This is a genomic window from Opitutaceae bacterium, assembly GCA_015075305.1.
Classification (GTDB): domain Bacteria; phylum Verrucomicrobiota; class Verrucomicrobiia; order Opitutales; family Opitutaceae; genus UBA6669.
In genome coordinates, this window is record JABTUS010000007.1 from 1 (window position 1) to 16866 (window position 16866).

Genomic DNA, 16866 nt, shown 5'->3' on the forward strand with positions numbered 1-16866 from the left:
TCTCGCCGGGGCGCGCTGGCGCTACATCCTGCCGTGCCTCGGGCTGGTGGTCCTGTTCTTCGCCGTCATGGTCATCCACAACCCGAACCGGTTGAACCGCTTCACGGCGTTCCTCGACGTCGAGGCCAACCACCAGGGCGGCACCTACCAGCTCTACCAGTCGCTCGCCGCCTTTGCCGTCGGCGGCACGGAGGGAGCGGGCCTGGGCCAGGGGCGCCAGCAGATGAACTTTCTGCCCGAGGCGCACACGGATTTTGTGTTTGCGGTGGTGGGCGAGGAACTGGGCCTCTGGTTCACGCTCGGCGTGGTCGCGGTGTTCCTGACGCTGTTCATCGCCGGCCTGATTCACCTCCGTCGCGCGCCGAATCTTTTTCAGTACCTGCTGGTGGCCGGCGCGCTTCTCCTGATCAGCCTTCAGGCTGTGATCAACCTCGGCGTGGTCACGGGAGTTCTGCCGACAAAGGGGATGTCGCTCCCATTCATCAGTGCTGGACTTTCGAACCTGCTCCTGATGGGGCTGCTGATCGGCATCGTCCTGAACACGCAGCGTTCCTGGGCGCGGCCGAGATGGGCGCGGGGTTCGCGCGGATTCGAGGAGGTCACCACATGAGCCGCTTTCTGATTTCCTGCGGCGGCACCGGCGGACATCTCTCACCGGGCATAGCGCTGGCCGAGGGACTGGTCGATCGCGGGCATGCGGTGCGGATCCTGGTCAGTCGAAAAAGGGTCGATGCCCGGTTGATTGAAAAGTACGCCAACCTTGAATTCGATTCGATTCCGGGAGCCGGGTTTTCCCTGCGTCCTTCCGAGCTTGCGCGCTTTCTTTCGCAGCAGGCGCTGGGCTTCCTGAAAAGCGTCAGGCTCATGCGGAGATTCAGGCCGGATGCCGTCGTCGGATTCGGCGGCTTCACATCGGCCGCGTTCATTGCAGCCGGTGCGATGACGGGGATTCCGGTGGTTCTGCACGAGGCGAATCGGATCCCAGGCCGGGCGATACGATTGATGGGCAGATTTGCCAGGCGTGTCTACCTGCCCGCCGGAGTCCGCCTCTCCTCATTGTCGCGGAATGTGGTGCGCGAGGCCGGGCTTCCCGTTCGGCGGGAATTCAAGCGTGAGGATGCCCGGGAGGCGCGCCTTCAGCTCGGACTCGAGGAGTCCCGTCCTGTTGTGGCCGTGCTGGGCGGCAGCCAGGGTGCGACCGCGCTCAACGACTGGGCCCGGTGCGAACTGGGGGTTCTGGGGGCCGACGGCGTCCAGGTCTATTGCGTGACCGGGCTCGGGAAGGGCGCGCCCGAGCGCATCGAAATCGTCTCCGCCGCGGGTGACCGGGTCAGGCATGTGTTCGCTCCATTCTGCGACCGGATGGCGACGCTGCTGTCGGCGACCGATCTTGTGGTTTCGCGTGCGGGAGCGGGGACCCTTGCGGAGCTCGTGAGGATCGGAACGCCCGCCGTGCTCATCCCGTTCCCGTTCGCCGCCGACAATCATCAGGATGCCAATGCGGACTACTTTCTTCAACAAGGCTGCGGGGAGGTCGTTTCGCAGGACAGGCTGCACACATTGACCGAACGGGTGAGAAGTCTCCTGACGACGGACGGGAGGCGCGCTCTCTTTCGATCGAATCTCGAACGCCTCGACCGCGTTGATCCGCTGCCCTCAATGATCACGGACCTTGAGGAAATCGTGCACAGGGACAAACGCGGCGCGACGCTGCTTCCCGGCACGCTTGGACTCGCATGAGACGCGACGCTCCATCGGCACTTTTCGGCAGCGATGTCACTGCGGTCCACTGCGTGGGGGTCGGTGGCATGGGCGCCGGACCGCTTGCGATCCACCTCTCCCAGTCGGGATACCGCGTGAGCGGAGAGGATGATGCCATGACGGACGCCATGAAGCGTCATCTGGAGAAGGGCCGCGTGGCGATCACTGGGGCCGGACAAGTGCCGCCGGAGTGCGACCTCGTCATGGCGTCGTCGGCCATTTCACCCTCGCACCCGGCGCTTGTGGCGGCGCGGAGGCGCGGCATCCGGACTGTGCGCAGGGGTGAATTGCTTGCCGAGGTGGCGCGCGGAAAGCGGTTCGTGGCGGTCTGCGGATCGCACGGGAAAACCACGACAACCGCGATGCTGATCACCGCGCTTCGCGCGGCGGGATTTCCGGCGGGATACATCCTCGGAGGGCTGTTTGCGGATGACGCGATTCCACCCGCGCGCGCGGGCTCCAACGAATGGCTGGTTGCGGAGGTGGATGAAAGTGACGGCACCATCGATCGGTTCTCGCCGGCGCTGACCGTTGCCGTGAACCTCGACTGGGATCATCCGGATCATTATCGCCGGCTCGCGGACCTGGAGGAAACCTTCCGGGCTCTGTTCATGCGCACGAGCGAGGCGGTGCTTGTGAGCGATGCGTGCGCGGCGTCGCAGCGCGTTGCATCCGGACTCGCTGTGAGCACCTTTGGACGGACGGGGGATTTTTCGGGATGCCTGAAGCGGGTCCTGCCCGCGCAGACACTGGTCTCCCTCGGCGGACGTTTCGGGGCGGTGGATGTTTCAGTGGCCGCCCATGGGGACTTCAATGTTGCCAATGCGACGGCGGCCCTCGCCGCCGCACGGCTCATGGGAGTGCAACCATCGGAGCAGTCGCTGGCGTCCTACCCCGGAGTTCTGCGCCGGCAGACAATCCTGCTCAAGGAGGATGGGATCATCGCGATCGAGGACTACGCGCATCATCCGGCGGAGATTCGCGCGCTCCTGTCCAGCCTCAGGCAGCGGATGGGGGCGGCCGACCCTGACGGATCGCGCGGCCGGTTGATCGTTGTGTTTCAGCCCCACCGGTACAGCCGCACCGCGCAGTTCAAGACGGAGTTCGCGGCATCGCTTTCGGTGGCGTCCCGCGTGCTGCTGCTCGATGTCTATGGCGCGGGTGAGGCGGCGCTGGCGGGCGGAACCACGGCGGATCTCTATGCGGAGATGAAGCGCATCTCGCCCGAAATGGACGTGACGTATCTCCCCGGCGATCGCGCGGGGTTCCAGCGTTCGCTTGCAGGCACTGTCAGGGCGGGCGACTGGGTGGCGTTTGTGGGGGCGGGCGACGTCGATCGCGAGGCGCGAGCCTGGCTCGCCGGGCATGCGGCCAGAAAGGCCGGGACGGCGCGGTGGGACGCCCTGGCGGAGCGGATCCGTCGTCGTGTTTCCGTGGATACAAGGGTTCTCCGGGAGGAGGGGCTCGCGGAGAAGACGACGATGCGCGTGGGAGGCGCGGCGAGAATCTATTGTGAACCGTCATGCGCTGCCGATCTGCAGGCGGTGGTGCGCGCCGCGCGCGCGGAGGAGGCGCCGCTCCTCCTGCTCGGACGCGGATCGAACCTCCTTGTTCCGGACGAGGGGGTCGATGGCGTTGTTGTCAGTCTCGCGCATGCGAACTGGCGGGCCTTTGAGGCGCGGGCGGACGGCCGGGTTTTCGTGGGCGCAGGCCTGCGGTTGAAGCAGCTCTGCGGGCTTGCCACACGGGCGGGACTGAAGGGCTTTGAGTTTCTCGAGGGAATTCCCGGCTGCGTGGGGGGCGCGCTGCGGATGAATGCGGGTGCGATGGGTGGATGGATGTTCGATGTCGTGGAGGAGGTCAGCCTGATGCTTCCGGATGGCGAGGTCGTCGCCGTGCCGAGGGACCGGCTGCACGTTGAATACCGGCACTGCGCGGAACTTGATGCGGCGATCGCCCTGGGTGCGGTGCTGAGGCCGGCGGAGGTGGTCGGGGAGGCGGATTCCATCAGGCGGCAGATGGACGTCTACCGCGACAAGCGCCTGAAGTCCCAGCCGCGGGAGCCGAGCGCCGGCTGCATTTTCAAGAACCCCGCCGGAGACTCCGCCGGGCGCCTGATCGATGCGGCGGGATTGAAGGGCGAGCGTGTGGGCGATGCGGAGGTGTCGACCGTGCACGCCAACTTCATTGTCAACCGCGGCAGGGCCACGAGCGCCGATGTCATCGCGCTCGTGAGGCTGGTGCGGGCGAGAGTCCGCGAGGCGGGTGGAGTCGAACTCGAACCGGAGGTTCTGCTTTACGGCCGGTCATGGAGGGAAGTTTTGTGAGTACCACGATGCCGATGAACCGCATGCGCCGCGACTCCACCAGGGGAGGATTGTTCGAGCGATGAATCCCACCGTTGTGGTTCTTGGCGGAGGCACCTCAACCGAACGCGAGGTCTCGATCGGATCGGGCAGGGCCTGCGCGATCGGGCTGGCGCGGAATTTTCCAACGAGGCTTGTCATTGTCGATGACGAGGCGGTGCCTCCGGGACTCGATCCCGGCCGCGATGTGATTTTCTCCACGCTCCACGGAACATTTGGCGAGGACGGAGGCATGCAGCGCCTGCTGGACCAGGCCGGTTTCCAGTATGCCGGGTGCGACGCCGCGTCGAGCGCACTGACCTTTGACAAGGAGCTGACCAAGCGGACGGTGATGGCCGCGGGTGTGCGCGTGCCTCCGGGGGTGGCGTTTTCGGGAGACGACAAACCTGCGGCGGACGCATTGATTTCGAAGCTGGGTCCGGGAATTGTCTTCAAGCCGCGGGCCTCGGGATCCAGCATCGGGCTTGGAATCTGCGACGGCCCGGACGAAGTGCGCGCGAACCTCGACGGGATAACCGGCGGCGAATGGCTCGCGGAGCGTCGCATCGTCGGAAGGGAGATCACCGTCGGCATTCTCAACGGTCGCGCGATGGGGGTGGTGGAGATTGTTCCGAACTCCGGCGTCTTCGACTACCGCTCCAAATACACGAAGGGGCTCACAACCTATCTCTCTCCGGCGCCGGTTCCGCCCGGACTTGCGCACGCCGCCCGGGAGGCGGCGACGAATGCGTTCACCGCATGCGGCTGCAGGGACTATGCGCGCGCGGACTTCATGCTTTCCGAGGAGAACGAGTTGTTCCTGCTCGAAATCAACACGCTGCCGGGGATGAAGGAGACAAGCCTGCTGCCGATGAGCGCAGGCTGTGTCGGCTTGGATTTTGCGGCATTGGTGAAGGAGATGGTCGCTCCGGCGATCCGCCGCTTCAAGGAGGCGGGCTCAGTTCTGGCGCGATGAATCGAAACGCCGCACCTCAGACCGCAGCGCGCTCCTGGCGCGACATTCCCCAGGACATCGCACCCCGCTCGATGTCGCCCGAAGGCCGTCGACGGCTGACGATGGGCTTCGTCAAGGGCGTCCTCGCGATGGTTCTGCTTGCCGCCGCAATCTGGGCCGGCGTCGAACTGTATGAGATCTGGCGGCACGACCCCACGAAACTCGCCGCCCCGGTGAAATCGGAGCCGCTGCAGGCGATCAAGCTGAACACCGACGGCGTTCTGGACCTTGCGTGGGTGGAGGCGCGTCTTCACCTGCCAAAGGGGGTGACGCTGATGGAGCTCGATCTTGACGCGCTGCAGCGGGCGCTCCTTGCGGATGGGCAGGTGAAAACCGCGGTGCTGACCCGCCGCTTTCCGGACACGCTGGTCGCGAGCCTCCAGGAGCGGTCTCCGGTCGGCCGGGTGCGCGCGGTGGATTCTTCGGGGAATCCCGCCGACCTCCTGGTTGCGCGCGATGGCGTGGTTTTTCCCGGCAGCAACTATTCTGATTCAGTGGTTTCGAGCCTCCCCTGGCTCGACGGACTGACGCTCCACCGTTCGGGCCGCGGGTTTGTTCCGGTTTCGGGAATGGAGACGGTTGCGGATCTCCTGGTCACCGCACAGGGGAACACCCCCTGGCTTTATCGAAACTGGCGGGTCATTTCCCTCGGGCGACTGGAGAGCGACGGCGAAATCCTCGTCAAGACCGCGGATGCGATGTCGATCGTGTTCGGGACGAGGGACGATTTTTTCAAGCAGGTCGCCCTTCTTGATTCGGTGCTCGCCGAAATCCGGCTGCATCCGGTGCCTCCGGTATCCACGATCAACCTCATCTACGGAAAGAGTCAGGTTCCGGTTTCATTCCTCGCGGCACCTGCTGTCCAGACGGAGCCCTCCATCGGGATCCCGAAGGACGGCGTCAGGCTGGGCGCCGATGCATCGAAGTCGCTGCGCGAATCCGCATCGAGGATGGTGAAAGAGAAGCGCGGCCTGTTTCAGTTTCAATCCCTTCAATCTCGGAAAACCTCTCGTGAGTTCTAGGACAAAATACATCGGAGCCGTCGAAATCGGCACATCAAAAATCAGCGTTCTCATTGGCGAGATAGCCAATGGACGAAGCCTGAGTGTGGTCGGGCTGGGTGAGTGCGCCTCGCGCGGGGTCATCAAGGGAGTCGTGATGGATTTCAAGGCGGCCAGTGATGTGTCCCACAGCGCACTGCTGGACGCTGAAAAGAGCGCGGGCGTGCGCGTGGATGAAGTGTACCTGGCGCAGACAGGCGGGCATATCGATGGATTCTCGAGCGAGGCCACTGTCCGTGTGGCCGCAGCTGACAACATGGTGAGCGACTTCGACGTCAGCTCCGTCTGCTACCAGGCGCGCATCAAGCAACTGCCGCCCGGCCGCATGGTCGTGCAGCGCCTCCGGAGACCCTTCCTGCTCGATGGGCGTCTCGTCCCTGATCCCGACAGCCTGGTGGGAAACAGTCTCTCGGTCAGCTATTTCATGGTCCATGGGCAGGAGGCCCGGATCGCCGACAACATCCACGTCATACGCGGATTCAATGTGCGCGTCTCGGAGCTCATTCTGTCGAGTCTGGCATCGGGCATCATGGTGACGACGCCGGGTGACCGCCAGCACGGCGTGCTGGTTCTGGACATCGGTGCCGGCACGACTGACTACGTCCTGTATCGCGACGGCATGCCGCAGGTCGCGGGGGTGGTTGCCGTCGGCGGTGCGCATGTAACGAACGATCTGGCGCTGGGCCTGCGCCTGACGGAGGGGCAGGCCGAGAAGTTGAAGCTTCGCTTTGGCCGCGCCACGGTTGCGACGAGGAGTCGCGACGAAAAGGTCTGGCTCAACGGGGATTTTGCCATCGGGGACCGCCAGTTTCCGAAGCAGACGATCGAGCACATCACGTCGGCGCGGGCGTGGGAGATCCTGGAGGTGGTCAGGAAAAAGCTGGGGTCCGCCATGGAGCCCCAGCGCACGGGTGCCGGCATTGTGATCACCGGCGGAGGATCGAAGCTCCCTGGAATGGCGGAGGCGGCGAGCAAGGTGTTCGGCATTCCCGCGCACATCAGCGAGGGCCCGTCGGGAGTGAAGGAATACCTGCGGGATCCCGGATTTTCCACCGTGCTTGGCCTGCTTCACTATGGCTTGAGCGCCAGCCCTGAGGTTCCCGCTCCGGCCAGGAGGAGAACCAGAATCTTCCAGAAACTTTTTGCCACCGTCTAGCCGGGATTGCGCATGAATCCAAACGAACTTCCCCTGGAAAACCAGATCCCGAGCGATCGGGAGGTTGCCATCAAAGTCGTGGGTGTGGGGGGCGCCGGGGCCAATACCGCCGACCGCCTGAAAATGGAGAATCTCGCGGACCTGCAACTGGTCGCGGTGAACACCGACCGTCAGGCCCTCTCGAGTTCACCCATTCAGGAGAAGGTCCTCATCGGCACGGGCGTGACACGCGGGCTTGGCGCGGGCGGCGATCCCGACCTCGGCCGGAAAGCCGCCGAGTCCGATCGCGAGAAGCTTCAGGCAGTCGTGAAGGACTGCGACCTTGTGTTCCTGCTGGCAGGCATGGGTGGCGGCACCGGCAGTGGCGCCGCGCCAATCCTTGCCGAGCTCGCCACCGAGGTGGATGCGCTTGTCATCGCCTTTGTCACAATGCCGTTCACCTTCGAAGGCGGACGCAGGCTCAGGCAGGCCGAGGAAGGCCTCGCGGCGCTTCGCAAAGTGTGCGATGCGGTCATACCGCTGCCGAATGACGTCCTGCTGCAGGAGGCGGCGGAAAATGAAACCGTGCTCGACTCCTTCGCACGTGCGGACGAATGGATTGGCCGCGCGGTCAAGTCCATCTGGGAAATGCTGCACCGCACGGGTCTGATCAATCTTGATTTCTCGACGATGCGGCAGGCGTTCACCCAGCGCGGGGGCAAGACCCTTTTCGGCCTCGGCACCGGATCGGGGGAGAATGCGCCGGCGGATGCGATCGAGAGCCTGAAGATGTGCCCGCTGCTGGTGACGCCGGAATTTTCACGCAAGGCCGACCGCCTCCTGGTGAACATCACGGGCGGCCCGGATCTCACGCTGCCGAAGGTCAACGAAATGATGAGTGCGGTGACGGATCAATTCGGTCGGGATTCGCACGTGATCATGGGGGCGGTCATCGACGAGAACATGAGCGGGCGGGTGGAGATCTGCGTGCTCGGCACCAGCGATGTGGGAGGAAGGATTGGTATGCGGCGCCCGGTGCCGGCGGGGAGCCGGAAGGGCGATCATGCCGCCCCTGTGCCACCGGCAAAGGATGGAGAGCGTGCGGCCGCACCCCTTTCATTCTTCGAGGGCGGCAGCCGTCATCCGGCCGGTGCGAAACCAGGCTCTGGATCAAGTGGAGAGCAGCTCACGCTGGGGCCGGCTGTCCATGCCCCCAAGGCGCAGCAGAACGAGTTTTCCTTCACCGAAGTGGAGAGCCGCGGCTACTTCGACAAGACGGACCGCAATCTCTTTGAAGGCCAGGATCTGGATGTTCCGACCTACCTTCGCAAAGGCATCAAGATCGCCCTGTAGCCATTTTCATCCGCCATGTTTGTCGACGAATGTGTCATCAAGGTTCAGGCCGGCGACGGCGGGCGGGGCTGTGTCTCGTTTCGCCGCGAAAAGTATGAGCCGTGGGGAGGACCCAATGGCGGCGACGGCGGAAAGGGCGGGGATGTCATACTTCGCGGCGACGACGACACGAACAACCTGGTCGATTTCAAGTTCAAGCCCCATTGGAAGGCGGAGCGCGGCGAGCACGGGCTGGGCAAGGACTGCCATGGACGCGAGGGCAAACCGGCGGTGCTCCGCCTCCCGCTCGGCACGGTGGTCATCGACGAGGCGACGGAGAAGGTGGTGGCGGAAGTGATGCACGACGGACAGGAGATCGTGCTCTGCAAGGGCGGGAACGGCGGGTGGGGCAACACGCATTTCAAGACATCCACAAATCGAGCGCCCAAGCGTGCCAATCCCGGACATCCGGGTGAAGGCGGGACGTTTCGTCTGGTGCTGAAGAGCATCGCCGACATCGGTCTCGTCGGTTTTCCCAACGCGGGCAAATCCTCCCTCACGAAGGCCATCACCCAGGCGCGGCCGAAGACCGCGGCGTATCCCTTCACCACGCTTCATCCGCAGATCGGTGTCATCGAGTATCCGGACCCCGTCAATTTTGACCGGCTCCTGCTGGCCGATGTCCCGGGCCTGATTGAGGGAGCCAGCGAGAATCGGGGCCTTGGTCATCGATTCCTGCGTCACATCGAGCGCTGTGCGCTGCTGATGTTTCTCATCGATGTCGCGGGCGTCGATGGCCGTGATCCGCGCGAGGACTATGCGACGCTGATGAGCGAGCTGAAGCTCTACGACCCGGCGCTGCTGAAGAAGCCGCGCATCGTCGTGGCGAACAAGATCGACCTCCCCGAGGCCGCCGCCAATCTCACAAGATTCAAGCGACGCCACAAAGTGGACGTTATCCCCATCTCCTGTCTTTCGGGGCAGGGATTGGACGACTTGAAAGCGGAGCTCAGGCGGCGCGTGCGCGGTCGACTGGTCTCGAAGGGCGGAAAGTCCTCCAAGACCACTTCATCCTCCTGATTTCCCATGGCTGCACTTACCTCTGAGAACCGAGCGTTGTTGATGCGCGCCAATCGCATGATGGGTGCCGCATTGGTTGAGCACAATCTGGTGAAGGTCGAGGACCTGGAGAAAGCCAACGAAAAGCTCTTTCAAATCATTGCCAGCCACAATGCGCGGCAGAGCACGCTGCTGGGTGTTCTGGCCTTCGACATGAATGTCGTGAAGGAGGAGGATGTCATTGCGCACGTCGTGGACAGGGAGGGTGTTGGCTTGATTGACCTGCGCACCTATGATGTTTCCGAAGATCTTCGTAAGACGGTGGATATAGGTTCCTGCTGGGCGAGCTGGACGGTGCCGTTCGACAAGGAGGATGAGTTCTATCTGGTGGCGTCGGCCTATTATTTGAGCGGTGCCGTGCGAAAGCATTGGGAGAAAGTGCTGGATGCGCCGATTATCTGGTACGCTACGACACTGGAAATGATCGCTGACTATCTCGAAAAGATGGAGTCGGACCGCGCGGCTGCGCCGGGCGGGGCGAAGGCGTGATCGTTTTCGGTGCGGTGGCGCCCGCACCATGCCTTTAGGAAAAGTCCAATCCCAAGTTGTCGCCAAGCTCGAGGAAATCGGTCGTCTGACCTCGGACCAGCGTCTTGCGCTGACCAATCATCCCGAAGACCTCAGCGGTGAGGCGCTCGACAAGCTGCTGCAGGACCAGTACGCGGTCACGCCTTTTCAGCTTCTCGTCGCACGCGCGGGGGCGTCTGGTCTGGCTCCGTACAATGTCTCCCGACTGCGTGTGGGACCGTCGACCTTTGAGCGCGTGCCCCAGCAGTTTTGCCAGGACAATGTCCTGATTCCTGTCGGACAGGTGGGCGACTACCTGCTTGTCGCGTTTGCGAATCCCTTCGAGGTGACGGTTCCGGCGAAACTCCAGGAAATGACCGGCATGCGCGTGGTGCGCCTGCTGGGTCGCGAGAAGGACATCCGGGAGAAGTTTGCGAAGTCGGCGGATCGCGCCGGGTTCGACGAGGTTGTCCAGAAGATCGGCGCGGAGTTCGGCAAGGAGGTCGTCGAGGCCGTCGACGAGAATGTCAATGAGGAGTCCGGCCCGATCATCCAGCTTTCGAACCGCATCATCGAGGACGCCTATTACGGCGGCACCTCTGACATCCACATCGAGCCTCAGGAGAAGGAGGTCATTGTGCGCTATCGCGTGGATGGCATCTGTTCGGAGAAGCTCCGCCTGCCGTCGAAGGTCGCCCCGGCGCTGATCGCGCGCCTCAAGATCATGTGCAATCTGGACATTGCGGAGCGCCGGCTGCCGCAGGACGGACGCATCGTTTTCAAGCAGTACACGAAAAAGGGCATCGACATCGATCTTCGCGTCTCCACGGCGCCGCTGAATCACGGCGAGGGCATGGTGATGCGCATACTTGACAAGCAGAAGTCAACGCTGCCGCTGACGGCTCTCGGTTTTTCGGAGGAGAACCTCAGCCGGTACCGCGAGGCCATCCGCCAGCCGTATGGCATGATCCTGCATTGCGGACCGACGGGCTCGGGAAAATCGATGACGCTCTACTCCGCGCTCAACGAGATCAATTCACCTGAACTCGTGATCCGCACGGCGGAGGACCCCATTGAATACACGCTGGCCGGCATCAACCAGATGCAGATGCACCGGCAGATCGGCCTGACGTTCGCTGCGGCGCTGCGGTCCTTTCTGCGCCAGGATCCCGACATCATTCTCGTGGGTGAAATTCGCGACAAGGAAACCGCCAACATCGCGGTGGAGGCGGCGCTGACCGGACACCTCCTGATATCGACCCTGCACACCAATGACGCACCGTCGACGATCGCGCGTCTCACCGACATGGGCGTGGAGTCGTTCATGATTTCCTCATCGCTCCTGTGCGTCTGCGCCCAGCGCCTGATGCGGCGCCTCTGCAAGACCTGTCGTTTCCAGATCGAGCCGACATCCCGGGAAAAGGAGATTCTGGAGAAGGCGATCGGCTGGAGCGGCCCGATCTACAAGGCGAATCTCCGGGGATGCCCCAAGTGCGGCAATTCCGGATACAAGGGGCGCGTTGGCATTCATGAATTGATGATCACGAACGAGGAGCTGATCGACGGCATCAACAAGGGCATGGAGTCGACGGAGTTGAAGAAGATCGCGATGCGCGGCGGGATGAAAACCCTGCACCAGGATTCAATGCTCAAGGTCAAGGAAGGCGTCAGCAGCCTCGAGGAGGCGATAGCCACGGTGCCGCCGGATCTGGTCTAGGCCGATCGGGGGTGACGGCGAGCCGCCTTTCCTAAGGGGTCAGCCCCTAATGTTTGTGGTGATCAAGAAGACCGGGAGCACTCGAGGCGGGTAGCGCCTGCCTGGTCTTTGGTGGTGCCACGTACCGGCAGTGGTCTAACAGCAAAGGCGTCGGCGGACTGCGCGACGATGCAAATTCGAGAGAATTGTGCCGCCCTTTCAGGGCTCTCTGTTTTCGGCTCACCCGTGAACCCATGGCGTTGCCATGGGCTGTGGGGATATCGCGCCCCTTTGGGGCTCCCGATTTCCGACTCAGTCGCTCGCCTCGAACCCATCGCTTCGCCATGGGCAGGGGTTGTATAGCCTCGTTGGGGCAGAGGCATGCTCGTGCAACTTGAAATGAAATCGTGCGATGCCGATGGGGAATGCTCGGTCTCATGATTCCTTCGGTGCGTCGCAATCTCTCGTTGACCTAGTCTCGATCCACACTACCGATCCGGGTCGGATGGCCGAACTGGCGTAGTTCAAGGCTCCCTTATGGTCAGCTTGGGGTACCAGCGCTTGAAATCCCCGGGGTCCCGTGTGACGAGGCCGCTGCGGTTGAATGCGAAACCTCCGATCAACAGATTCGCCACCGGTCGTCGGGGGACTTTTTCAGTCCGGCGGGCGCGCACGCAGGCATGCCAGGCGCGGTGGGAGGCCTCCATGTCCGCCGAGGTCCAGGGGTCCGAGTAGGCAATGCCGGCATGATCCAAAAAACGCATCTGCTCCACCAGGTCCCCGCTGAATGCGGCGGACAGCTCCACCATGGTCACGGGCGACACCGCCAGTCCGTCCGGCAGCAATCGCTCCAGGAGCCTCGCCGACGGCAGTCCAAACCGGGGATCATGTTCGAAAACATCGAGGACGACACAGGTGTCGACGACCCACATCAGGACTCCCCCTCGCGCAATTCCTTCATCCAATCCTTCGTAGTTCGCGCCCGGGTTCGCAGCCGGCGCGCATAGCCCAGTGCCGCCAGCGGTCCAGGCGCCTCGCAAGGCGGCGCAAAAACCCGGAACTCACGGTCGGAAACCGCTTCGAATCTCAGTTTCTGGCCTGGTCGCAAACGAAGCGCCCTCCGCAACGCGGCTGGGAGGGAGATCTGCCCGCGCTCCGTCAGGGTGCTTTCATTCATGGCACAACCCTTATCATGTAAAGTTATCATGCCAAGTGAGGCATCAAGGCATGACAATCAATCGCGAAGAAACTAATGCGAAAGGTGAGGTTTGACCCGAATGGCGCTAAGATAAGCCCCGAGGGGGAGCCGATCCAGTGATGGTTGCGAGAAGGCGTGCATTATTTGAGGGCACGAGAGGCAGATACGCGGAAGATGTGACGAGGTTTGGTGAGGAACTGGTAGTTTTTCGGTCGGCGCTTTTTTGCCCGTGGTTCGGAGCGACCGGGGCGGAATGGGACGAGATCGGAGATGATGCGATCAATCAGTTCCTGCTTCAAATGACGCAGGAGTCGCTTGCGTGTCGCAAGTGGCGCCCAGCTCATGAGAAGATCGAGGGTGCCCTTGAAACTGAGGCGCGCCACGGGAATCTGGCCGGTCAATGCGCCCTTGAGCATGAGTGCGCGGATCAGATTGTAGGCGATGGCGTGCATCCAAAGCTCCCGCTCGACTGTGGCGGGGGAAAGCCCGCGAAGAACATCCAGTCCGAGATTGGTCTTGATCTGGCGGTAGTGCAATTCGATGTGCCAGCGCTGCATGTACAATGCCGCGATGGCGTGATCGAAACGCAGAGCGATCCAACAGGGAGGTGGCGATTGTCATGGTTTGTGCGGTATCCGCGACAGGCGCTTGAAGCGGACAAGGCGCACGGTGATCTGACCGGGCATGCGCTGGAGTCGCTCGAGGAAACTCCCTGGTTTCGGTCCGCGCTGGGTTTCGCACCAGCTGCCGCAGCCGTTGCGAATGGTCTTGCGAGAACCATGAAGGCGGATGACGAGTCGACCCTTCTGCGCAGGAGCTCGAGAGAAACTCACAGCCGCAGTAGAGGCGGTCGGCCGGAGGACATTCCGGGCTTGAGATGGTGCGTGATCATTCTGGCCAGCGTAAGCTCGTGGGTCTTCCATGTTGCGTAGGCGAAAGTGATCAGGTGACCGCTGTGAAGGCAGAACAACCCGACAAACTTTCCGAGAGGAAAGCCGCAGCCTTTCTTCTGGCATCCGGGATAGTCAAACTGGCGGGCGTTTTCAGCTGAATCAGGCATCGAGAACAGGGCCGTCCATGATGCGCACGGTGCGTCCGAGCCAATCGCCGGGTGCGGGGTGAACCATCGGTTGACTGATGCGAACAGCGACTGAGCCAAGAGAGATCAAGGGACTGGCGAGCCGGCAGTAGGCGCTGGTGTTGTCGGAAGGCCGGGCGGCGCCTCGCGCCACCATGGCGGCCTGAAGGCGAATCAAGGCGGCCCGGCATGAATCACCGCGCCTGAGCACTGGGCGAAAGGCCAGAAGATGTCCTCTTCCGAACTGACGCCTGCGGCTGCCGGGCCTTTTCAGAGGCGACAAGCAGACCTGGGAAAGGACCCGAACAGAGCGGACAGGCCGCCCGGTCACCGGCTGAACTGGCGGCCTGCCGGGCAGGAGGTAAGGGCGCAGAGCGCCCATGGAGGAAATAGGAGTCGTTTGCATGTGGCCGTATAGACAGCCCTGTGTTGACTTTGTTCCCTCGATCGCCAACAATTCCTCGATGCCCTCGATTGACAGACTGGAACAACGCTACGCCCAACTTCGGGCCGAACTCGCAAGCTCAGGTCCGCTCAGCTGGGTTCAGTTTACCGACGCCCCCAGGCCGGCCTCGGAAATCGTTCCTTGGTCAACAAAGTGAACGCAAAGACAGTCAGCCTCGCACTGTCCGAGGAACAGGCCGACTGGTTTGATCAGCCATTGCCGAACACCGCCGCCTCAAGAAAATCCTCGCGGAAATGTACAGATTATCCCGTCAAATCATGCGGGCTCCTTCCCGGATCCAGTCCGCCGCAAGCCTCTCAACAAAAGTTTTACGCCTTATCTAAGCGCCATTCAGGTTTGACCCCTTTTGGCTTGGGGGACCTTCATTCATGGCACAACCCTTATCATGTAAAGTTATCATGCCAAGTGAGGCATCAAGGCATGACAATCAATCGCGAAGAAACTAATGCGAAAGGTGAGGTTTGACCCCTTTTGGCTTGGGGGACCCCTTTTGGGGTTTGATTCGGTGATAGGTGACAAACAGTCGGTGATGGGTTAGCACTTATGATGCTAAGTTGGACCTTTGTGGCGCGCAACACCACAGCCAGCCAGCATCGGAGGCGATGCGAAGAAAGGTCGGCTGTGGACGTTTCCATGAAACCCGATACGCCCTTTGAAAGCCTCCGATTGTCAGTCTCGCCATGCTGTCCGTCTAGAGCATGTCCGAAAACATGCATTCTTGATGGCAAGAATGTAACCCATCACCATGGACAATCTGTCACCTATCCGGACCCCCCCCCCGGCTCTTCTTCAAAACTGGAAAACGACACTCTGCCGGGCATCGAAAACCTGCGCGTCGTGGTGATCTGATCGCGCCGCCACGGCAACTCAATCGTTCCGGCACCAACGAGAGGGCGGAAGACCTGACTTCTTCCGACGTTCACGCATCCCGCACGGGGATGACTTCGAGCGAATCCGGTCCGCCCGCCACGGACGCTGCGGGAATCCGCCAGTCGAAGGTGGCCAGCCTCGCGCCATGCGCCGCCGCCAGGGCCAGCAGATACAAATCCGCGACTCTTGACGGCGTGCGCGATTCCGGCTGGAGCAGAACGCCATCATCCAACAGCGAGACATCGCGCCCGCAGGATTCGGTGTCCGCTTTTTCAACGAAATGTTGCAGAACTTCCCTGACCCGCCCGCTGGTGCCGAGGCAGTTCGGGTACTTCGGCTGGCTCGCCACCCGGATCACGCCGTTCTCGAGATGAGAGCATGTCAGCAAACGCAGCGGCGAGCGCGCCACATACCAGCGGTGCGCTGCGTCATGATGGACGTGCATCGGATCGAGCAGCGCCAGCAGCACGTTCACATCCGGAAGGCAGCGGTTCATGGTGTTTCATCCAGCAGCTCTTTCACGATCTCCGGCGTAACCGGCCGCGCCCCCTGGGACACTGGGAACAGCGGGAGGCCGTTCCGCTCAGCCGATGGCTGGACACACGGCTCCACCGCCCGGCGGAGCAATGCGGAGACGACTTCCCCCAACGGCTTACGCTGCTTTGCCGCCAAGATCTTAGCCGTTTCCAGCACGTCGTCATCCAGATTAAGGGTCGTTCTCACACCAAAAACATCACGCATCACGCATCAGGCATCAAGTTTGAAATACTCAATGATACATTTCATTTCGGAAATCTGACCGCTCACGAGTCTCTCCTATTGCAAGGAATAAATAGCCACTGGAGACGGACTCCAAAAGGGTCAGCCCCTAATATTTGTGGTAGTCCAGAATGCTCTGACTGCTCCGGGAGGACGCCGCCAGGGCGAAGTACTGCCACGCCATGTGCTGGCGATTGCTTACGATGAACGGACGCGGGGAATTGACCGCGGAGATTGTCGGCTACCTCGGCATGAAACCCCAACAGGCAGTCTCCGCCTCGATCCCAATCAGGGTTCGCCTTTTCTATCGGTGCCTCGCCTTGGAAATATCCGAGCGCAGAAACGCATTTCAGTGAGTACGGCAAGTGGCCGGTGGGCGATGAGCCGCACCGACGGGGATCGGCTTGTCGATGGGCGGCGGGCATGCTTGGCTGGTCCAAAAATGAATATTGGGTGTGAAATCGTTCGTGCGGGCAATCGTCACCCGTTGGGGTGGGGTTGTTGCGAACTTTGCGAAGCCAGGG

General features: G+C 62.2%; 17 protein-coding genes. 10 read left to right on the forward strand and 7 right to left on the reverse strand.

What is annotated here, in order from left to right; translation table 11 throughout:
• The 10 genes from HS122_13660 to HS122_13705 all read left to right on the forward strand — a co-directional run.
• Positions 1-610, forward strand: a 610-nt coding sequence (locus HS122_13660) for an FtsW/RodA/SpoVE family cell cycle protein (GenBank protein ID MBE7539443.1), incomplete at its 5' end; no start/stop codon positions are given.
• Positions 607-1740 (forward strand): UDP-N-acetylglucosamine--N-acetylmuramyl-(pentapeptide) pyrophosphoryl-undecaprenol N-acetylglucosamine transferase, encoded by a 1134-nt coding sequence (locus HS122_13665; GenBank protein ID MBE7539444.1) that lies wholly within the window; start codon positions 607-609, stop codon positions 1738-1740. The genes HS122_13660 and HS122_13665, both read left to right, overlap by 4 nt.
• Positions 1737-4088 (forward strand): UDP-N-acetylmuramate dehydrogenase, encoded by a 2352-nt coding sequence (murB, locus tag HS122_13670; GenBank protein ID MBE7539445.1) that lies wholly within the window; start codon positions 1737-1739, stop codon positions 4086-4088. Before HS122_13665 ends, murB begins: the two co-directional genes overlap by 4 nt.
• A gap of 61 nt (positions 4089-4149) precedes the next feature.
• Positions 4150-5082, forward strand: a complete 933-nt coding sequence (locus tag HS122_13675; GenBank protein ID MBE7539446.1) for a D-alanine--D-alanine ligase — start codon at positions 4150-4152, stop codon at positions 5080-5082.
• The gene (locus HS122_13680; protein MBE7539447.1) at positions 5079-6143 is read left to right on the forward strand and encodes an FtsQ-type POTRA domain-containing protein; all 1065 of its coding nucleotides are present in this window, start codon (positions 5079-5081) and stop codon (positions 6141-6143) included. Before HS122_13675 ends, HS122_13680 begins: the two co-directional genes overlap by 4 nt.
• Complete coding sequence (ftsA, locus tag HS122_13685; GenBank protein MBE7539448.1) at positions 6133-7338, forward strand: cell division protein FtsA; 1206 nt, start codon at positions 6133-6135, stop codon at positions 7336-7338. Before HS122_13680 ends, ftsA begins: the two co-directional genes overlap by 11 nt.
• Before the next feature lie 12 nt (positions 7339-7350).
• A complete protein-coding gene (ftsZ, locus tag HS122_13690; GenBank protein MBE7539449.1) occupies positions 7351-8670 on the forward strand; it encodes a cell division protein FtsZ in 1320 nt (439 codons plus the stop codon).
• A gap of 15 nt (positions 8671-8685) precedes the next feature.
• Positions 8686-9729 (forward strand): GTPase ObgE, encoded by a 1044-nt coding sequence (gene obgE / locus HS122_13695; GenBank protein ID MBE7539450.1) that lies wholly within the window; start codon positions 8686-8688, stop codon positions 9727-9729.
• Positions 9730-9735: 6 nt separating this feature from the next.
• Complete coding sequence (locus HS122_13700) at positions 9736-10257, forward strand: hypothetical protein (protein ID MBE7539451.1); 522 nt, start codon at positions 9736-9738, stop codon at positions 10255-10257.
• 28 nt (positions 10258-10285) lie between these two features.
• The gene (locus HS122_13705) at positions 10286-11992 is read left to right on the forward strand and encodes a type II/IV secretion system protein (GenBank protein ID MBE7539452.1); all 1707 of its coding nucleotides are present in this window, start codon (positions 10286-10288) and stop codon (positions 11990-11992) included.
• Positions 11993-12495: 503 nt separating this feature from the next.
• On the opposite strand, the gene HS122_13710 is transcribed toward HS122_13705, so the two are convergent.
• From HS122_13710 to HS122_13740, 7 genes are all read right to left on the reverse strand, one after another.
• Positions 12496-12903, reverse strand: a complete 408-nt coding sequence (locus HS122_13710) for a type II toxin-antitoxin system VapC family toxin (GenBank protein ID MBE7539453.1) — start codon at positions 12901-12903, stop codon at positions 12496-12498.
• Positions 12903-13148 carry an AbrB/MazE/SpoVT family DNA-binding domain-containing protein gene (locus tag HS122_13715; protein MBE7539454.1) on the reverse strand — a complete coding sequence of 82 codons (246 nt, stop codon included), beginning with the start codon at positions 13146-13148 and terminating at the stop codon, positions 12903-12905. Before HS122_13715 ends, HS122_13710 begins: the two co-directional genes overlap by 1 nt.
• Positions 13149-13309: 161 nt before the next feature.
• Positions 13310-13726, reverse strand: coding sequence for a transposase (locus HS122_13720; GenBank protein MBE7539455.1), 417 nt, complete (start codon positions 13724-13726; stop codon positions 13310-13312).
• A 60-nt stretch (positions 13727-13786) separates the two neighbouring features.
• Positions 13787-14002 carry a hypothetical protein gene (locus HS122_13725; GenBank protein MBE7539456.1) on the reverse strand — a complete coding sequence of 72 codons (216 nt, stop codon included), beginning with the start codon at positions 14000-14002 and terminating at the stop codon, positions 13787-13789.
• A complete protein-coding gene (locus HS122_13730; GenBank protein MBE7539457.1) occupies positions 13999-14229 on the reverse strand; it encodes a hypothetical protein in 231 nt (76 codons plus the stop codon). The genes HS122_13725 and HS122_13730 overlap by 4 nt, the downstream gene beginning before the upstream one ends.
• The gene (locus HS122_13735) at positions 14222-14425 is read right to left on the reverse strand and encodes a hypothetical protein (GenBank protein MBE7539458.1); all 204 of its coding nucleotides are present in this window, start codon (positions 14423-14425) and stop codon (positions 14222-14224) included. Before HS122_13735 ends, HS122_13730 begins: the two co-directional genes overlap by 8 nt.
• Before the next feature lie 1207 nt (positions 14426-15632).
• Complete coding sequence (locus HS122_13740) at positions 15633-16058, reverse strand: PIN domain-containing protein (protein MBE7539459.1); 426 nt, start codon at positions 16056-16058, stop codon at positions 15633-15635.
• Positions 16059-16866 lie beyond the last annotated feature (808 nt).

Coding starts and splice junctions, on each gene's coding strand:
- murB (MBE7539445.1), top strand. CDS start 1,737: ATGAGACGCGACGCTCCATCGGCACTTTTCGGCAGCGATGTCACTGCG.
- HS122_13730 (MBE7539457.1), bottom strand. CDS start 14,229: ATGCCTGATTCAGCTGAAAACGCCCGCCAGTTTGACTATCCCGGATGC.
- HS122_13720 (MBE7539455.1), bottom strand. CDS start 13,726: ATGCAGCGCTGGCACATCGAATTGCACTACCGCCAGATCAAGACCAAT.
- HS122_13680 (MBE7539447.1), top strand. CDS start 5,079: ATGAATCGAAACGCCGCACCTCAGACCGCAGCGCGCTCCTGGCGCGAC.
- HS122_13665 (MBE7539444.1), top strand. CDS start 607: ATGAGCCGCTTTCTGATTTCCTGCGGCGGCACCGGCGGACATCTCTCA.
- HS122_13675 (MBE7539446.1), top strand. CDS start 4,150: ATGAATCCCACCGTTGTGGTTCTTGGCGGAGGCACCTCAACCGAACGC.
- ftsZ (MBE7539449.1), top strand. CDS start 7,351: ATGAATCCAAACGAACTTCCCCTGGAAAACCAGATCCCGAGCGATCGG.
- obgE (MBE7539450.1), top strand. CDS start 8,686: ATGTTTGTCGACGAATGTGTCATCAAGGTTCAGGCCGGCGACGGCGGG.
- HS122_13700 (MBE7539451.1), top strand. CDS start 9,736: ATGGCTGCACTTACCTCTGAGAACCGAGCGTTGTTGATGCGCGCCAAT.
- HS122_13710 (MBE7539453.1), bottom strand. CDS start 12,903: ATGTGGGTCGTCGACACCTGTGTCGTCCTCGATGTTTTCGAACATGAT.
- HS122_13715 (MBE7539454.1), bottom strand. CDS start 13,148: ATGAATGAAAGCACCCTGACGGAGCGCGGGCAGATCTCCCTCCCAGCC.
- HS122_13705 (MBE7539452.1), top strand. CDS start 10,286: ATGCCTTTAGGAAAAGTCCAATCCCAAGTTGTCGCCAAGCTCGAGGAA.